General features: G+C 71.9%; 14 protein-coding genes. 6 read left to right on the forward strand and 8 right to left on the reverse strand.

Annotated elements, in window-relative coordinates:
• Positions 1–17 precede the first annotated feature (17 nt).
• The gene (locus tag IE096_RS08490; RefSeq protein ID WP_189450221.1) at positions 18–1,211 is read right to left on the reverse strand and encodes an MFS transporter; all 1,194 of its coding nucleotides are present in this window, start codon (positions 1,209–1,211) and stop codon (positions 18–20) included.
• A gap of 98 nt (positions 1,212–1,309) precedes the next feature.
• Here IE096_RS08490 and IE096_RS08495 point away from each other — a divergent pair, with 98 nt between their 5' ends.
• A complete protein-coding gene (locus IE096_RS08495; protein ID WP_189450223.1) occupies positions 1,310–1,840 on the forward strand; it encodes a GNAT family N-acetyltransferase in 531 nt (176 codons plus the stop codon).
• Positions 1,841–1,917: 77 nt separating this feature from the next.
• Here the strand turns inward: IE096_RS08495 and IE096_RS08500 are convergent, their stop codons facing one another.
• The gene (locus IE096_RS08500) at positions 1,918–2,799 is read right to left on the reverse strand and encodes an NAD(P)-dependent oxidoreductase (protein WP_189450225.1); all 882 of its coding nucleotides are present in this window, start codon (positions 2,797–2,799) and stop codon (positions 1,918–1,920) included.
• A gap of 141 nt (positions 2,800–2,940) precedes the next feature.
• Here IE096_RS08500 and IE096_RS08505 point away from each other — a divergent pair, with 141 nt between their 5' ends.
• Positions 2,941–3,333 carry a winged helix-turn-helix transcriptional regulator gene (locus tag IE096_RS08505; RefSeq protein WP_189450227.1) on the forward strand — a complete coding sequence of 131 codons (393 nt, stop codon included), beginning with the start codon at positions 2,941–2,943 and terminating at the stop codon, positions 3,331–3,333.
• A gap of 113 nt (positions 3,334–3,446) precedes the next feature.
• A complete protein-coding gene (locus IE096_RS08510; RefSeq protein WP_189450229.1) occupies positions 3,447–4,424 on the forward strand; it encodes an asparaginase in 978 nt (325 codons plus the stop codon).
• Between the two features lie 15 nt (positions 4,425–4,439).
• Here IE096_RS08510 and IE096_RS08515 read toward each other — a convergent pair whose 3' ends face one another.
• Positions 4,440–5,114, reverse strand: coding sequence for a macro domain-containing protein (locus IE096_RS08515; RefSeq protein WP_229820050.1), 675 nt, complete (start codon positions 5,112–5,114; stop codon positions 4,440–4,442).
• Positions 5,115–5,314: 200 nt separating this feature from the next.
• On the opposite strand from IE096_RS08515, the gene IE096_RS08520 reads away from it, so the two are divergent.
• Positions 5,315–6,940, forward strand: coding sequence for an ADP-ribosyltransferase domain-containing protein (locus IE096_RS08520; protein ID WP_189450233.1), 1,626 nt, complete (start codon positions 5,315–5,317; stop codon positions 6,938–6,940).
• A 63-nt stretch (positions 6,941–7,003) separates the two neighbouring features.
• On the opposite strand, the gene IE096_RS08525 is transcribed toward IE096_RS08520, so the two are convergent.
• Positions 7,004–7,708 carry a ribonuclease H family protein gene (locus tag IE096_RS08525; protein ID WP_189450235.1) on the reverse strand — a complete coding sequence of 235 codons (705 nt, stop codon included), beginning with the start codon at positions 7,706–7,708 and terminating at the stop codon, positions 7,004–7,006.
• Between the two features lie 146 nt (positions 7,709–7,854).
• On the opposite strand from IE096_RS08525, the gene IE096_RS08530 reads away from it, so the two are divergent.
• Positions 7,855–9,438, forward strand: a complete 1,584-nt coding sequence (locus IE096_RS08530) for an FAD-binding oxidoreductase (protein WP_229820101.1) — start codon at positions 7,855–7,857, stop codon at positions 9,436–9,438.
• Positions 9,439–9,519: 81 nt separating this feature from the next.
• Here the strand turns inward: IE096_RS08530 and IE096_RS08535 are convergent, their stop codons facing one another.
• A complete protein-coding gene (locus IE096_RS08535) occupies positions 9,520–10,536 on the reverse strand; it encodes a methyltransferase (RefSeq protein ID WP_189450238.1) in 1,017 nt (338 codons plus the stop codon).
• A gap of 198 nt (positions 10,537–10,734) precedes the next feature.
• Here IE096_RS08535 and IE096_RS08540 point away from each other — a divergent pair, with 198 nt between their 5' ends.
• On the forward strand, positions 10,735–11,604 hold the full coding sequence (locus IE096_RS08540; protein ID WP_189450240.1) for an LLM class flavin-dependent oxidoreductase: 870 nt from the start codon (positions 10,735–10,737) through the stop codon (positions 11,602–11,604).
• A gap of 32 nt (positions 11,605–11,636) precedes the next feature.
• Here IE096_RS08540 and IE096_RS08545 read toward each other — a convergent pair whose 3' ends face one another.
• The 3 genes from IE096_RS08545 to IE096_RS08555 are packed head-to-tail and all read right to left on the reverse strand — an operon-like array spanning position 11,637 to position 14,686.
• Positions 11,637–12,500: an AurF N-oxygenase family protein gene (locus tag IE096_RS08545; protein ID WP_229820051.1), complete on the reverse strand. Its 864-nt coding sequence runs from the start codon at positions 12,498–12,500 to the stop codon at positions 11,637–11,639.
• Between the two features lie 42 nt (positions 12,501–12,542).
• Positions 12,543–13,379: an SDR family oxidoreductase gene (locus IE096_RS08550; protein WP_189450244.1), complete on the reverse strand. Its 837-nt coding sequence runs from the start codon at positions 13,377–13,379 to the stop codon at positions 12,543–12,545.
• Positions 13,376–14,686 (reverse strand): wax ester/triacylglycerol synthase domain-containing protein, encoded by a 1,311-nt coding sequence (locus IE096_RS08555; protein WP_189450246.1) that lies wholly within the window; start codon positions 14,684–14,686, stop codon positions 13,376–13,378. Before IE096_RS08555 ends, IE096_RS08550 begins: the two co-directional genes overlap by 4 nt.
• Positions 14,687–14,721 lie beyond the last annotated feature (35 nt).

Here is a 14,721-nt window from a genome sequence, read left to right on the forward strand (position 1 = left end):
CGGAGCCCGCCATATGCTCAGCGGCAAGCACGGCGGGAGAGGGCCGTGATGGTGAGGGAGACCGCGGCCAGAACGGAGATCGTGGTGCCGGGGGTGAGGTACTGGGCGACACCGCCGGCGATCGCGGCTCCGATACCCTGCCACGTCATCCGGCCGGCGGACTCGACGCCTTGCACCTGACCGCGGACCGGATCGGGCGTCGACGCGAGGAGCTGCTCCTGGAGCGGCAGAGTGGCGGCGAACCCGGCACTGGCGACGAACACCGCCGCCGTCGCCACCAGCACGGGTGGGTGGACGGCGAACAGCAAGTAAGGGGCGGCGAGCAGCAGCCGCAGGGCGAACGCCCAGCGGCGTCGCTGGTCGGCGGTGAGCAGCCGTCCGACGGTCAGGTCCCCGAGGAGCATGCCGGCCGAACCGGCGGCCAGGAGGGCACTGGCGGGTCCTGGGTCGTAGGAGATGAACAGCGCCTCGCAGCCGACGATCAGGCCGTTGGGAACCCACAGGTTCAGCAGCAGTACCCGCCGCCCGGGGCGGGAGAAAAGCGCGATGTTCGCTGTCCAAGTCTGTCGCAGTCCGGGGCGGCGGGTCAGACGGATCGAGCGTTCCCGGATGGTCGCCCGCACGAGGACCAACGCGGTTCCGGTCAGGGCGGTGGCGACGAGGAAGACTTCTCGCGGACTCAGGTGCCGCAGCAGTACCGCGCCGACGGCGTAGCCGAGGACTGCCATGCCGCCCGAGGTGATGTTCATCAGCGAACGTGCCAAGGCGTACGCGGAGTCCGGTATCATCTCGGCGAGCAACCCCATCCGCGTGCCGGTCGCCAGGGACTGGAAAAAACCCACCACCAGGAGCAGCCCGAACCGGGCGACCAACGACAACCCCGGAACCGCCTGCGTGGCGACCGCCGCAAGCGAGACGCACTGGAGTGCGAGGAGGGTCCGGCGGGGACGGCTCCCGTCCGCGACCGACATCAGTGTCAGCGCCCCGAGCACCGTGGCGAAGGTGGCGCCGTACATGCTCACGGCCGTCAGGAACGGGGAGTTGGTCTGACGGTCGACCAATGTGCCGAGCGCGAAGCCCGACAGGGTGCCGGCGGCGACAGTGAGTGTGAAGCCGGCGTACAAGCCGGCGAACTCGCGGTTGCGCAGGAGGGCGCGGTAGCCCGCGACAGTAGGTGCGGTGGATGGCGGTATGGATGTGTCAGTAGGCATGAAAAAAGCCTCCGTACGCACCTATGGGAGCGCCGAAGGCCAGCGCGTTCATTGTAGCAGCCGGCCCCACGGACAGGACGGCTGCTTAAGATTCCGCCGTGAACGACAGCACACATGACATACGGATCAGACCAGGCGGCCTGGCCGACGCACCGGCCGTTCTGGACATGCTCGACGCCGCGGTGGCCTGGATGAACGGTCGCGGCAACACCGAGCAGTGGGGCACGACACCGTATTCGCGAAAGCCCGGTGGTGTGGCGCGGGTCGAGCGGTACATGACCGAGAACACCCCCTACATCGCGGAACGGGACGGCACACCCGTCGGAGCCATGGTGCTGGACTCCGGGCCCAGCCCGCAGATGCCGATCGCCCCGGCCGGGGAACCCGAGCGGTACGTCCGGCTGCTGGTCTCCGACCGGCGGTACGCCGGTCTGGGCGTCGGGGCGGCACTGCTGGCCCATGCCGTCGAGGAGACCCGGCGGGCCGGTGTGGAGCTGCTGCGGGTCGACTGCTGGGCGGGCGGCGGGGGCGAGCTGGTCGCGTTCTACGAACGCAACGGGTTCGCCCCCACCGACCGGTTCCTGTCCGACTCCTGGCCGGGACAGGTACTGGCCCGACGGGTCGGCTGACGACGCGGCACGGCTGGGCACGGCTCGGCACGGCACGCCTCGGCGCCGGGATCAGCGCCCCTGCTGCTCCGGCACCCCTACTCCGGCTTACGGAGCGTCTCGACGAGTGCCGAGATGCTGTGGTCGCGGTGGCCGTCGGCGACGGCGCGTTCGAGCAGCGCATGCATCGGCAGGTGCCAGGACACATCTATGTCGGCCTCCCGGCCGAGCTGGGGCACGTTGGCGATTCCCTGGTGGAATATCCCGACCGTCGCGCGCGGCCGGGTGTAGTCGCCGCTGTCGATCTCCTCGGCGATGGCCGGCAGTTCGGCGGCGATCATCTCCAGCCACTTGACGGTGTAACGCACCAGGGTGCCGGCCGTCAGACCGCGTGCGGTGACCAGTGCGGCTCCCTGGAAGAAGCCGAGGAGGGCGGGCAGCAGGAGCCCGCCCACGGCCTGCTCGTAGAGCGCGGCCAGGTCCGGCTCGTCACCGAGGTGGACGGTGTCCCCGCCCAGCACCCGCAGTGTCGCCTCGTGTGCGTCGAACACGCCCTTGTCGCCGCCGTAGTACAGGAGGGTGCCGGGTGCGCCGACGGCTGTGGGCACGTTCTTGACCGCACCGTCCAGGAAGCGTGCTCCTCGCTCCTCCGCCCAGCCGGCCATTTGGCGGGCGCCTCCCGGCGTCCCGGTGTTGAGGGTGACCAACGCACGCCCGGCCAGGGCGGCGGAGGCCGGCTCCAGGGCCTCGCGGGTGGCGTCGTACGTGGTCAGGCAGGCGACGATCAGCGGGCCGGCGGCCACCGCTTCCTCCACCGTGCCGGCCTGTCGCGCTCCCTTGGCGACGAGTGGCGCGGCCTTCTCCGCGCTCCGGTTCCATACGGTCGTCGGGTGCCCCGCCGCGACGAACGCCTCCGCCAGCGCGGTACCCATCGCCCCCAATCCGATCACGGTCACCGGCGTGCGGTCGTTTGCAGGCATGCTCAACTCCAGTCGGAACACGGGCGGTTTCGGCCCTTCGGCCGTTGCCGCTCCATGCTCCGGCTCATGCCGACATTTCCTCAAGTACCGACTATTTTGACGGGTACTTACTTTTGGATCGGTAGATCAGTGGGAGTGCTGATGACGAAACGAACCTTCACCTGCGGGTTCGACGCCGCCCTCGCCGTCGTCGGCGGCAAGTGGAAGATGCTGATCCTGTGGGCACTCCACACCGATGGACCACTGCGCTTCGGAGAGCTGCGGCGCGCGGTCGTCGGCATCAGCGAGCGCGTCCTGATCAGCCAGCTCAAGGAGATGGAAGCGAGCCAGTTGGTTCACCGCGAGGAATTCCACCAGGTGCCGCCGAAGGTGGAGTACTCCCTGACCGAGTTCGGCGCGTCGCTTCTCGGCGCCCTCATGCCGCTGGGCGAGTGGGGGTCGGCCAACATGGAGCGCATTACCTCGCTCGCCGCTTCCGAACCCGCGCACGGCACGGTTCAGGCCCGTACGGCCCGGGTCGGGCCGAAGGCGTAGCGGCGGCAGCCGGACCTTCACCAGCTCACCGTCGCCGCCTCAGTGCAAGTGTTCGTACCGGGATGTAGGTTGGTGGCGGCCGGCGGGGGTGACACGGGGTGAGGGGGCAGGCGTTGGGCGTCGTACTGTTGGCACTCGGCGGCACCATTTCGGTGCCGGGGCGGGGGCGGGGAGCGCGGCTGAGCGGGGCCGAGATCGCCGCGGCCGTACCGGGCCTGACGGAGCTGGGCGTCCCCCTGGACGTGCGGGACGTGCAGGCCGTGCCCGGCGGGAGCCTCACCTTCGCGCAGTTCCTGGACGTCGTCGCCATCGCCTCGCGGGCCGTGGCCGAGGGCGCGGACGGCGTCGTCGTCACCCAGGGCACCGACTCCCTGGAGGAGACGGCGTTCCTGGCCGACCTGGTGTGGCCGCACGAGGCGCCGTTCGTGCTGACCGGTGCGATGCGGCAGCCGGCCATGGCGGGGGCGGACGGGCCGGCCAACGTCCTCGCCGCCGTGCGCGTCGCCACGGCACCCGAGGCGCGGGGCGCGGGTGCGCTGGTCGTCCTCAACGACGAGGTGCACGCTGCGCGGTGGGTGCGCAAGACGCACAGCACGAGCACCGCGACCTTCGCCTCGCCGAACGCCGGCCCGCTCGGGCACATCGTCGAGGAGCGGGTACGGATGCTCCTCACCCCGCCCCGGCACGAACCGCTGCCCGCCGGGCTCGACCGGGAGCGGCTCGCGGACACACGCGTCGCCCTGCACGTGGTCACCCTGGACGATGACGGCACCCAGCTCCAGGGGCTGGAGGCCACGCACCGGGGCCTGGTCGTCGCCGGGTTCGGCGTCGGCCACGTGCCGGGCGCGCTCGCGCCCCGGCTCGGCGCCCTGGCCGAGCACATGCCGGTCGTGCTGACCTCGCGCACCGGGAGCGGCCCGGTCCTGCGGCACACCTACAGCGCGCCCGGCTCGGAGACGGACCTGCGGCGGCGCGGGCTGATCGACAGCGGCTTCCTCGACCCGTACAAGGCCCGGGTGCTGCTCCGGCTGCTGCTGGCGGCCGGTGCCGGGCGCGACGACATCGCGGAGGCGTTCGCCCTGCGGGGCTGAGGGGTCCGGCCTCGGTCAGCCACGGGAGCGGCGGCTCCGGGGCGGCGGCGTGATGCGTACGCGCTCCTCGGCGGGGGCGTTCTCGATGTCGTCGAGCTGCGCGACGATCGTGCTCCGCAGATCGTCGTAGTCCTCGAACCGGTAGTCGTGGAACAGCGTGTGGCCCGTCCACATCAGGTTCGCGCACACCCGGGCCGGCACCCGGCCGGTGTGGGCGCCCATGCCGACCAGTGCCACCGACTCGATACTGCCCGGCGCCTTCTCGTTCTGCTGGTGTATCGCCTGGAACGCGGCGGCGCACGCCAGGGCCACGTTCAGGGTCTCGCTCACGTTCTGGGCGGAGTGCTCCATCGTCGGTGTCGAGATCAGGAACTTCGGGTGGACCGCCCCGGACGGCACGCACACCGCGCCGCCCACCGGCAGGCTCCCCGCGAACCGGTCGCGGATCGCCCGCTGCACGCGCAGCTGGATGCCCGCCCCGAGGTATCGCTTGATGGCCGCGTCGACCCCGCCGTCCATCCGGCCCCGGGAGTTCGTCGGAGTCACCCAGGCGTCGGCCTTCTCGTCCAGGATCGAGCCCTTGCGGATCTCGATCCCGGGGGTGTCGGCGAACGCCGCCCGCCAGGCCTCCACCACCGACGCGTTGATGTCGGTGAGCACCACCTTCAGCGGCGACTGCGTACGGTCCATGCTCATGCTCCACTCCGATCGGAATACGGCCCTCGGCGATGCGGCCCTCGGTCGTTCACGACGCTACCGCGCCCCACTGACAAGCCCGTTCCGGCCGGGCGCCGTTGTCGGACCCCCTCGGTATAACAGTGGCGTCCCGCACAGCTGTGGGGTCCGTCAGCCATCCGACGGGCTCCCACGAAGACCGGAGTCCCCGCACCATGAGCGACGCCCAGACCCCCGCCACGCCCGACCCGAACGACCCGCTGGCCCTCGCCGAGCTCTTCGAAGGCGGCGGTGAACCGTGGCTTCCGCTGCTGAAGCCGGTGATCGAGGCGCAGCCGGACGCGGCCGCCTTCATCGGCACGGGACGCGGCCCGGAGGTCGTCCCCGTCCGTGAGCTGACCTTCCAGGCGCTCAAGCCCCATCCGCCGCACAAGTGGAAGGTCGTCGTCTTCGGCCAGAACCCCTACCCGCGGCCGGAGAGCGCCACCGGCATCGCCATGTTCGACAACACCTTCCACGACTGGAAGGACAGTCAGTTCGGACGGGTCGTCAGCATCCGCTGCATCATCAAGGCGGCGGCCATGTGGAAGTACGGCATACCCAAGAAGACCCCGATCGCCGACGTCCGCGCGCTGCTGAAGGAGCAGGACACCGTCCAGCCGCCCGAGTGGTTCCAGGCGATGCTCACCCAGGGTGTGCTGCTGCTGAACGCGGCGCTCACCGCCAGTAGCGCCGAGGCGCGGGGAGCCGACCGGCACACCGTGTTCTGGCGTCCGGTCGCCGAGCGGATCGTCGAGGAGATCCTCAAGGCCAAGCAGAACGCCGACGAGGAGGACCGCGGTGTCGTCTTCGCGTGGTGGGGCGCGCACGCGCGCAACCTGAAGAAGATCGTCCTCAAGCTCCAGGAGAAGTACCCCGAGGTCGAGGTCCGGCACATCGACCACGCCAATCCCGCCGCACAGGGTGACCTCTTCTGCGAAGGCGGCCATTTCGGCGTGGTGAACGACGCCCTCGCGTCGCTGGGCATGGATCAGATCGACTGGCTGCCGAGCAAGGGGTGGAACGACGCCGCGGCGGAGGCAGGAGGAGGGGTGGACGGCGGCGTGGCCGAACGCATGGGGGCGTTCATCGCGTCCACCATGGAACTGCACCAGCTGTATCTGGAGCGGCTCGCCGGCGTCAAGGACGAGGGTCTGGCCCTCCCCGCGATCACCGGTGTGTTCGACACCCCGCTGATGGACTTCCGGGAGGCCGTGGCCCCGGTCGCAGAGCTGCTGTCCGGCCTCGGCCGGCACGTCGACCTGTCGCACGACTTCGGCAAGAGGCGGGCGGACGAGGCGGCCGGCGCCGGCGGTCTGTCCGCCGACGCGATCGCCGCGCTCTACCTCTACACCTGCGAGTCCGCGTTCTACCGGGAGATCAACGCCATTCTGCGCTCCCCGGACCGGAGCAGGCTCATCCCCTACCTTCCGTACTTGCGGCTGCTGTTCTCGGCGGTTTCGGGGCTTCCCGCCCGCACGGAACCGCTGTGGCGCGGGGTGTCGCTGGACCTCCGCGCGCAGTACCCGGTCGGCCGGACCGTCACGTGGTGGGGCGTCTCCTCGTGCACGTCCAAGCTCAGCGTGGCGCGGGCGTTCCTCGGGAGCAGCGGCAAGCGGACGCTCTTCGAGGTGACGCCCGCCCGGGCCGTGGGCATCCAGAACTTCTCGGCGTTCACGGGCGAGGAGGAGTTCATCCTCGCGCCGGGAACGCAGCTCAAGGTGACGGACGTGAGGACGGAGCGCGGCGGCCTGTGCACCGTGAGGCTGACCGAGCTGGAGGAACAGCCCCTCGTGTCCTGACCGGCCTGTGCCCTGACGGGCCCGTCCCCTGACCGGCCCGTCTCCTGACCGGGGCCGGCGCCGTCAGCCGGTCGCGGCCGTGGCGCAGGCGGGGTGGCCCCAGCCGTCGGGGTTCTTCGCGATCGTCTCGCCCTTCGCGTACGGCTTTCCGCAGCGGCAGCGCCCGGGGAACCTCGCCTTGAGCGACCCCCTGGTCCGGCCGCTCGACGGGCGCCCCGCCCCCGGCTCCGCGGCGGGCTTCCGGGCGCGGCCGCCGCCGGCCCGGGGCGCGGCCCCGGCCTCCGGTTCCGGCAGGTCGGACCCGAGGGAGGTGCCCGCCTCCCGCTGGGTGCGGGCGGTGTGGCTGGCGGCCGCGTCGGCGGCGGCGTTGAGGGGGTCGCCGTCGACCTGGTGGGCCGGTACGTACACGAACTCGACGGCGCGGCCGGTCAGCAGCTCGTCGATCCGCATCACGAGTGCCTGGTTGGCCACCGGGGTGCCGGCGGCCGTCTTCCACCCCTTCCGCTTCCAGCCGGGCAGCCATGTCGTCACGGCCTTCATCGCGTACTGGGAGTCCATCCGCACCTGCAGGGGGACGCCCGGGTCGGTGGACTCCAGCAGCTCCTGGAGCGCGGTGAGTTCGGCGACGTTGTTCGTCGCGGTGCCCAGCGGTCCGGCCTGCCAGCGGTGCACCTCGCCGGTGGCGTCCCCGATGACCCATGCCCAGGCGGCGGGCCCGGGGTTGCCCTTCGACGCGCCGTCGCACGCGGCGGTGATCTGTTCGTGCATCCCACCATGGTGCCAGCACTTCGCCATCAGTCGCTCACGGCCGGAACCACCCGCCCCCACCGACCCCTCTGTTTGATCAACGGGGGCTCGGTTAGGCGCATCAGCGCACACGCACACGCACCAAAGGGGCAGGGATCGGCATGGCCATCAGCAGGCGCACACTCCTGACAGCGGCGGGCACGGGTCTGGCGGCGACCGCCGCCTGGGGCGCCACGGCGACGACCGGCGCGGCGCGGGCCGATACGAAGAGGGCCGGCGACGCGTGGGGCGCGTCCAGGGCGGCCAAGGTCGCGGAGAGCGACTGGACCGCCCTCGGCAAGGGCCTCGCCGGCGGCCTCGTCCGCCCCGGCGACGCCGACTACACGGCCGCCCGTCAGCTCTACAACACGCGCTTCGACGCGCTGCGCCCGGCCGCGATCGCCTATGTCGCCGGCACCCCGGACATCACCGAGGCCCTGGCCTTCGCCCGCCGCTTCTCCATACCCGTCTCCATCCGCAACGGCGGCCACAGCTACGCGGGCTGGTCCAGCGGCAACGGCCGGCTGGTCGTCGACGTCTCCCGGCTCAGGAGCGTCCGCACACCGTCCGCGTCCGACGCCGTCATCGGCGCCGGAGCCAAACTCATCGACGTGTACACGAGCCTGGCCGCGCACGGCGTGACCATCCCGGCGGGCTCCTGCCCCACCGTCGGGGTCTCCGGGCTCACGCTGGGCGGCGGGCACGGCGTCCTCTCCCGCGCCTACGGTCTCACCTGCGACAACCTCACCGGCGCCACGATCGTCACCGCCGACGGCAAGACCCTCGACTGCGACGCCACCCGCGACGCCGACCTGTTCTGGGCCTTGCGCGGCGCGGGCAACGGCAACTTCGGCGTCGTCACCGAGCTCCGCTTCCGCACCCATGCCGTCGGCGAGGGGGTGACGGGCTACGTCTCCTTCCCCTGGTCCAAGGCCGCCGCCGTCGTGCGGGCGTGGCAGGAGTGGGGACCGAGCCGGCCGGACGAGATCTGGTCCGCCTGCGACCTGTCGGTCGCGGCGGGCGGCACCCCCCACATATCCGTCGCCGCGTTCACGATCGGCACGCACGGGGACCTGGAGAACGCCTACGACGAGCTGATCGGCAAAGTGGCCGGGGCGAGCGGCGGCAGCGACGGCATCGGGACGGTCCGGCTGCGCCGCCACTCCTACCTCGACACGGTCCGTGCCTACGCCGGCTGCGGCGACACGACCACCGAGCAGTGCCACCTCCCGGGCACCACTCCGGGCCGCGAGTCCTCCGGGAAGCTGGAGCGCGAGACGTACGCGGCGCGCTCGGACTTCTTCGACCGCTCGCTGGACGACGCGGGCGTCCGCACGCTGCTCGACCAGCTGGAACGCTTCGGGCGCGGGGTCAAGGGCGGCGGCGCCTCGGTGCAGCTGACGGCCCTGGGCGGCGCGGTCAACCGCGTCAAGCCGCTGGACACGGCCTTCGTGCACCGGAGTTCGCGCATGCTGGCCCAGTACCTCACGTCGTGGGCGGCGGGCGGGCCGGGCACCGCGCAGACCGCCTGGCTGGACGGGACGCGCACGGCCATGGGCCGCCACGCCTCGGGCGCCGCCTACCAGAACTACACGGACGCGGGCCTGACGGACTGGCGCAGGGCCTACTACGGGGACGCGGCTCCCCTGCTGGCGGAGCTCAAGCGGCGGTACGACCCGAAGCGCGTCTTCGACTTCCCCCAGGCGCTCTGACGCACGAGCGCACCGGCCGGTCCCCGCAGGCATGAAAACGGCGCAAGCACAGAAGCGGCGGGGCCCGGCCGGCGTGGCGCGTCAGACCGCCGGAGCCGCCTCGACGATCGACACGGCCGATCCGGTCGGCACGACGCGGACCAGCCGCAGCCCCGCCTCGGTGAACAGCCGGCGGAAGTCCTCCTCACCGCGCTCCCGGCCGTTCAGCGCGGTCATCATCAGCACGTCGAGGACCTTCCCGGGGTGCGGAGTGTTGTCCTGCGGGATGACGCAGTCGACGGCGAGGAGACGGCTGTCGGCGCTCATGCCGGCACGGCACGCGCGCAGGATGCGGACGCACTCCTCGTCGGACCAGTCGTGGAGGATCCGCTTGAGGAGGTAGACGTCGGCTCCGGCCGGGACGGACGTGAAGAAGTCACCGGCCCGGACCTCCCAGCGCCCGGTCAGCTCGGGCACGTCGAGCGAGTGCCCGCGCAGCACGGCGTCCCGGTCGTAGAGGACGCCCGTGAGCCCCGGGTTGCGCACCAGCGTCCGGCCGAGCAGCCCGCCGCGCCCGCCGCCGACGTCCACGACCGTGCCCTTCGCCGGGAAGGAGTACGCGGCGGCGACCGCGTCGTCCTCGCCGGTGGAGACGTTGGCCATGCCCCGGTCGAACGCCTCGCCCGCGTCGGGCTCGCGGGACAGGTAGTCGAAGAAGGGTGCGCCGTAGATCTCGTCGAAGACGGAGCGTCCGGTGCGCACGGTGTCCTCCAGCCGCGTGGCGGGCCGCACGAAGGTCTCGTCCGTGGCCATGAGGACGGCCTCGCGCAGCGACGCCGGGGTGTCGGAGCGCAGGCGTTCGGCCAGGGGCGTGAGGTGGAAGGCGCCCTTGTCGTCCTCGTGGAAGACGTCCCTGGTGGCGAGGAGCCGCAGTATCCGGCGCAGGTGTCCTTCGGAGGCGCCGGTCAGCGCGGCGAGCTCGTCCGCGCCGCGGGGGCCGTCGGCGAGGTGGTCGGCCACGCCGAGCCGCGCGGCCGTGCGCAGCGCGGCGGAGTGGAGATAGCTCAGCGCGTAGTCGGTGAGGCGTGCGGCGAGCGGATCGGTGGCGGTGTGGTCCATCGGGGCTGCCTCCATAGCGGTTCCGAAGTGGCGGTTCCGAAGTGCCGGCCGTACGGCATATGCCGGGCCGTACGACTCCACGATGGCCGTGCCGCCCGCCCGGCCGCCAGGGCATCTCACGCCACTTCGTGCCCGTTTCAACGACGGAGGCCGGGGCGACCGTTGCGGGGGAGCCCCGGGCCGCGCCACGATGCCAGGATGCGGTTCTCGGTGAACGTACCCAACTTCGGCGACTTCTCCGACGCCAGGAACGTGGCGACCCTGGCCGTGGCCGCCGAGGAGGCGGGGTGGGACGCCCTGTTCCTGTGGGATCACGTCGTCCACCGGAAGGACTTCCCCCGCCCCGTCGGTGACCCGTGGATGCTGCTCACGGCGGCCGCGCTGGCCACCACGCGCATCAGGCTGGGCACGCTGGTCACGCCCGTGCCCCGGCGGCGGCCGCACCAGCTGGCGCGGCAGGTGGCGACGCTGGACCGGATCAGCGGCGGCCGGGTCGTCTTCGCGGCGGGACTGGGCGGGCCGGTCGAGGACGAGTACGGCAGCTTCGGCGAGCCCACCGACGAAGTCCTGCTCGCCGAGCGCCTGGACGAGGGGCTGGGCCTCCTGGAGGCGTACTGGACCGGCGAGCCGGTCACCCACCACGGCCGCCACTTCCACGCGGACGACGTGGCACTGCTGCCCCCGCCCGTGCAGCGCCCGCGGCCACCCGTGTGGATCGCCGGCTTCTGGCCGCACCGCAGGCCCATGCGGCGCGCGGCGCGCTGGGACGGCGCGGTGCCCCTGTTCGAGTCGGCGGGGCACGGCAGCGCCCCTGCCGTGGACGAGCTGCGCGACCTGGTGGCCTACGTCCGCCGGCACCGGCCCGGCGACCGCCGTGACGCGCCCTTCGAAGTGGTCGTCGGAGGCGTCTCCCCCGGGCAGGACGCGGCCGCCGCGCGGGACGTCGTCGGGCCTCTCCTCGACGCGGGCGCCACGTGGTGGGACGAACGGCTTCCCCTCGGCGACCCGCGCCTGTCCCACCTCGGGACGGTCCTCCGCCGCGCCGAGCAGGGGCCGCCCCGGCTCTGACCCGGCGGCGGCGTGCGCGGCGACGGCCGGCCTCAGCGCATCAGGCCGGCTCGGCGCCACCAGTGGTACTGGGCCGGGGTGATCATTCCGACGTCCTGGAGGAAGGCGACCACCTTCGCGCCGGAACGCAGCCGGAACTCCCTGTGGTGGGGGTTCCGGCCGGCCTCGCGCCGGGCCCGGGCGGGATCGAGGCCGGCGTTGGCGTAGAGGCTGGGATCGAGGAGGCCCGGAATGATCAGGCTTGCGGCCAGTCCCGTGAGTTCGCGATGGCAGGCGAGGCGTCGCCGCGAGGCCCTGCCTACGGCATCGCGCAGTTCGGTCCGGGCGAAGCTCACATGGCGGGCTTCCTCCGCGACGTGAATGCGGCAGATCTGGCGGACCAGGGGATGGACGCGTTCGTCCGCGAGGAGCGCGCGCTGGAAATGGTCCAGCACCTCTTCGCCCACCAGAGTGGCGGCGAAGGTGGTGAGGCCCTGGAAGAGCGGGTCGCCCAGCGGAAACAGACGACGGACACTCCCGGGGAGCCGATATACCGGGCAGCCGAGAACGCTCAGGCAACGCCCGAACATCTTCATGTGGCGTGTTTCGTCGCCCAGTTCCGTGAGTGCGTAGTGACCGCGCGGGTCGGTGGGGGCCAGCGACGTCAGGTGGCGGGAGAACATGCGCAGGACCAGCAGCTCGACCCAGTACCCCATGCTCATGTAGCTGGCCAGTTCCTGACGGGAGAGTTCGACGCGCTGCCGCGTGTCCATCCGGTCCCACAAGGCAGTCCCGTACAGCGACACCAGCTCGGGCGGGACGAACCAGGCGTCGTCCGGTGCGCGGACCTCCCAGTCGACGTCCCTGTCGGGGTCGAAGGAGCGGGTTGCGGAGGCACGCAGCAGGCGTTGCGCCACGGCTGCGGGGCCAGGGGACGGGGAGGGGGTACGAGTCGTCATCTAGCGCCGGCGTCCGTTCAGGCGCAGGGCGGTGCACATCGCGAGGTCCACGGCGGCGGGCGGGATCAGGCGTGCGGCCCGGGCCACAGCCGCTTCGTAACCGACGCCGTAGCGGCGGCGGGGCACCCGGGCGGTCAGCGCCCGGCGGACCGCGCGGGCGACGGTTTCGGGGCCGGGCGGCTTCCGGGCGACGACGATCCGGCGGGCGCGGTCGTAGGCGGCCTCGTATCGGGAGCCCGGAGGGGCGATTCGCGCGAGTGCTCCGGAGACCAGCGGTGTGTCGACGGTTCCCGGTTCGATGAGCGAGACCCGTACTCCGCTTCCGGCGAGCTCCCTGCGCAGGGTGTCGGTCAGGGCCTCCAGCGCGAACTTGCCGGCGGAGTACCAGCCGTTGAAGGGAACGGCGATCAGTCCTCCGGCGGAGCTCATCTGGAGGATGCGGCCCTCGCCCCGCCGGCGCATTCCGGGCAGGATCAGCCGCGTCATACGGGCGACGCCCAGCAGGTTGACCTCCAGCACGGCGCGCGCGTCCGCCTCGGACACGTCCTCGAAGGCACCGGGGTTCACGATGCCCGCGTTGTTCACCAGGGCCCAGGGGCCGCCGTCGGTCTGTTCGTCGATCTCGGCGACGGCGTCCTGGCAGGAGCGGGGGTCGGTGACGTCCAGGAGGACCGTGCGCATGGTGTGGCCGCGTTCGGCCGCCTCGGCGGTGAGTTTCCCGGCCTTTTCCGTGGTCCGGGCGGTGGCGATGACGTGGAAGCCGTGGGCGGCCAGGTCCAGGGCGGTGACCCGGCCGATGCCGCTGGTGGCTCCGGTGATGACGACGGTCTTCTTCACAGGGCTGATTCCTCGGGTCGGTTGATGAGCGCTGTGCGAAGTTCGGTGAGGGACTCCGCGATGAGGCCGGGCAGGCGGCCCGCGTCGCCCACGAAGGGCCGCAGGACACAGTGCACCGTGATCTTCGTGGTACCTACGGTGACGAGGAACCCGGCGGTCTGTTTCGGCAGCCTCGCGGGCAGGGCGAGCAGTTCCTCGGCATCCAGGTCGGCGGGGTCGGCGGCGGGAATGATCGTCACGATGGGCCGGGGTTTCTCACCCCTGAGCACCACATGGGCGAAGAGCCAGCCGAGCAGGTTCGGGGCGCGGTACAGGGAGGTGAGAAGCTTCCGGAAGTCATTGACCTCCCGGTAGTCGGCCTGTTCGGCGATCCGGCGCAGGCGCCGCACCGGCGAGGGTTCGGCGCAGGGCAGGGTCAGGGGCAGACCCGCGACCCGGTTTCCCAGACAGTTCGTCTCGCGCTGGGCACGCAGGCTCATGGCGAGGTACGCGGGCAGGCCCCGGCGCTGCCGGCGATCGAGGGCGCCGGTCCAGTGCCCCGGTGTCCAGGCCCGTAGCGCCCCGCAGAGCACGGCCAGGCAGATCTGCGCGGTCCCGGCTCCGGTGCGACGGCCGATGTCGTCGAAGTCCGAGCGGTCCAGGACGGCTGTGTACCGTTGCCATTCCTCGGAGGCGTCGGGTTCGTCGGCCGGCAGCCAGCGGGCGCTGGGCAGGAAGAAGCGCGGCGCGAGGCGCAGGCCGACGCGCAGGGCGCGGCCGGACAGCTTGTTCCCGGGTGGCTGGGCGGGGACGAACGGCAACCGTTCGCCGCTGAAGAGGGATTGCCCCGTCATGGCGATGGCGATGCCGTCCTGGAGGACGTGGGAGACGCGGTAGGCGAGCAGGTGTTCGTCGGCGCGATATCCGCTGATGATCTGCACGCTCCACGGCGGGCGGCCCGGGGGCCACGGCCGTTCCACCGCTTCCTTCATGCACTGCTCGGGAGTCCGGCCGGCCGGGAAGCGCAGTTCTTCGACGTGGTGGCGCAGGTCCACCTCGCACGCTTCGAAGTACCGCCTCCATCCGCGACCGCCCACGCGGTGGCCGAGCGCGGGAATCCGTTCGACCACATCGGACAGCCGTGCGCGGACCTCCCCTGCCGTCGGCGGGGCGCCGCGTCTGCGCAACGCGGCGATCGCGTTCCAGTCACGACTGTCCTGCAGATGGATGGACTTGTCTCCCACGCTGAAGGGCACCGTGCCCTCCGCCGTTCGACGCGTACGTGTGAACATGCCGGGCCGCTTGACGATGACTTGAGCGGTCTTCATGGAACCATGTTCCACATTGACCGGAATATTCCATT

The sequence above is a fragment of the Streptomyces abikoensis genome, from assembly GCF_014648775.1.
GTDB classification, from domain to species: Bacteria; Actinomycetota; Actinomycetes; order Streptomycetales; family Streptomycetaceae; genus Streptomyces; species Streptomyces abikoensis.

Bases quoted from the DNA above. Each gene is read 5' to 3' on its own strand.
- IE096_RS08505 (WP_189450227.1), top strand. From the start codon at position 2,941: ATGACGAAACGAACCTTCACCTGCGGGTTCGACGCCGCCCTCGCCGTC.
- IE096_RS08520 (WP_189450233.1), top strand. From the start codon at position 5,315: ATGAGCGACGCCCAGACCCCCGCCACGCCCGACCCGAACGACCCGCTG.
- IE096_RS08555 (WP_189450246.1), bottom strand. From the start codon at position 14,686: ATGAAGACCGCTCAAGTCATCGTCAAGCGGCCCGGCATGTTCACACGT.
- IE096_RS08500 (WP_189450225.1), bottom strand. From the start codon at position 2,799: ATGCCTGCAAACGACCGCACGCCGGTGACCGTGATCGGATTGGGGGCG.
- IE096_RS08525 (WP_189450235.1), bottom strand. From the start codon at position 7,708: ATGCACGAACAGATCACCGCCGCGTGCGACGGCGCGTCGAAGGGCAAC.
- IE096_RS08490 (WP_189450221.1), bottom strand. From the start codon at position 1,211: ATGCCTACTGACACATCCATACCGCCATCCACCGCACCTACTGTCGCG.
- IE096_RS08515 (WP_229820050.1), bottom strand. From the start codon at position 5,114: ATGGACCGTACGCAGTCGCCGCTGAAGGTGGTGCTCACCGACATCAAC.
- IE096_RS08540 (WP_189450240.1), top strand. From the start codon at position 10,735: ATGCGGTTCTCGGTGAACGTACCCAACTTCGGCGACTTCTCCGACGCC.
- IE096_RS08535 (WP_189450238.1), bottom strand. From the start codon at position 10,536: ATGGACCACACCGCCACCGATCCGCTCGCCGCACGCCTCACCGACTAC.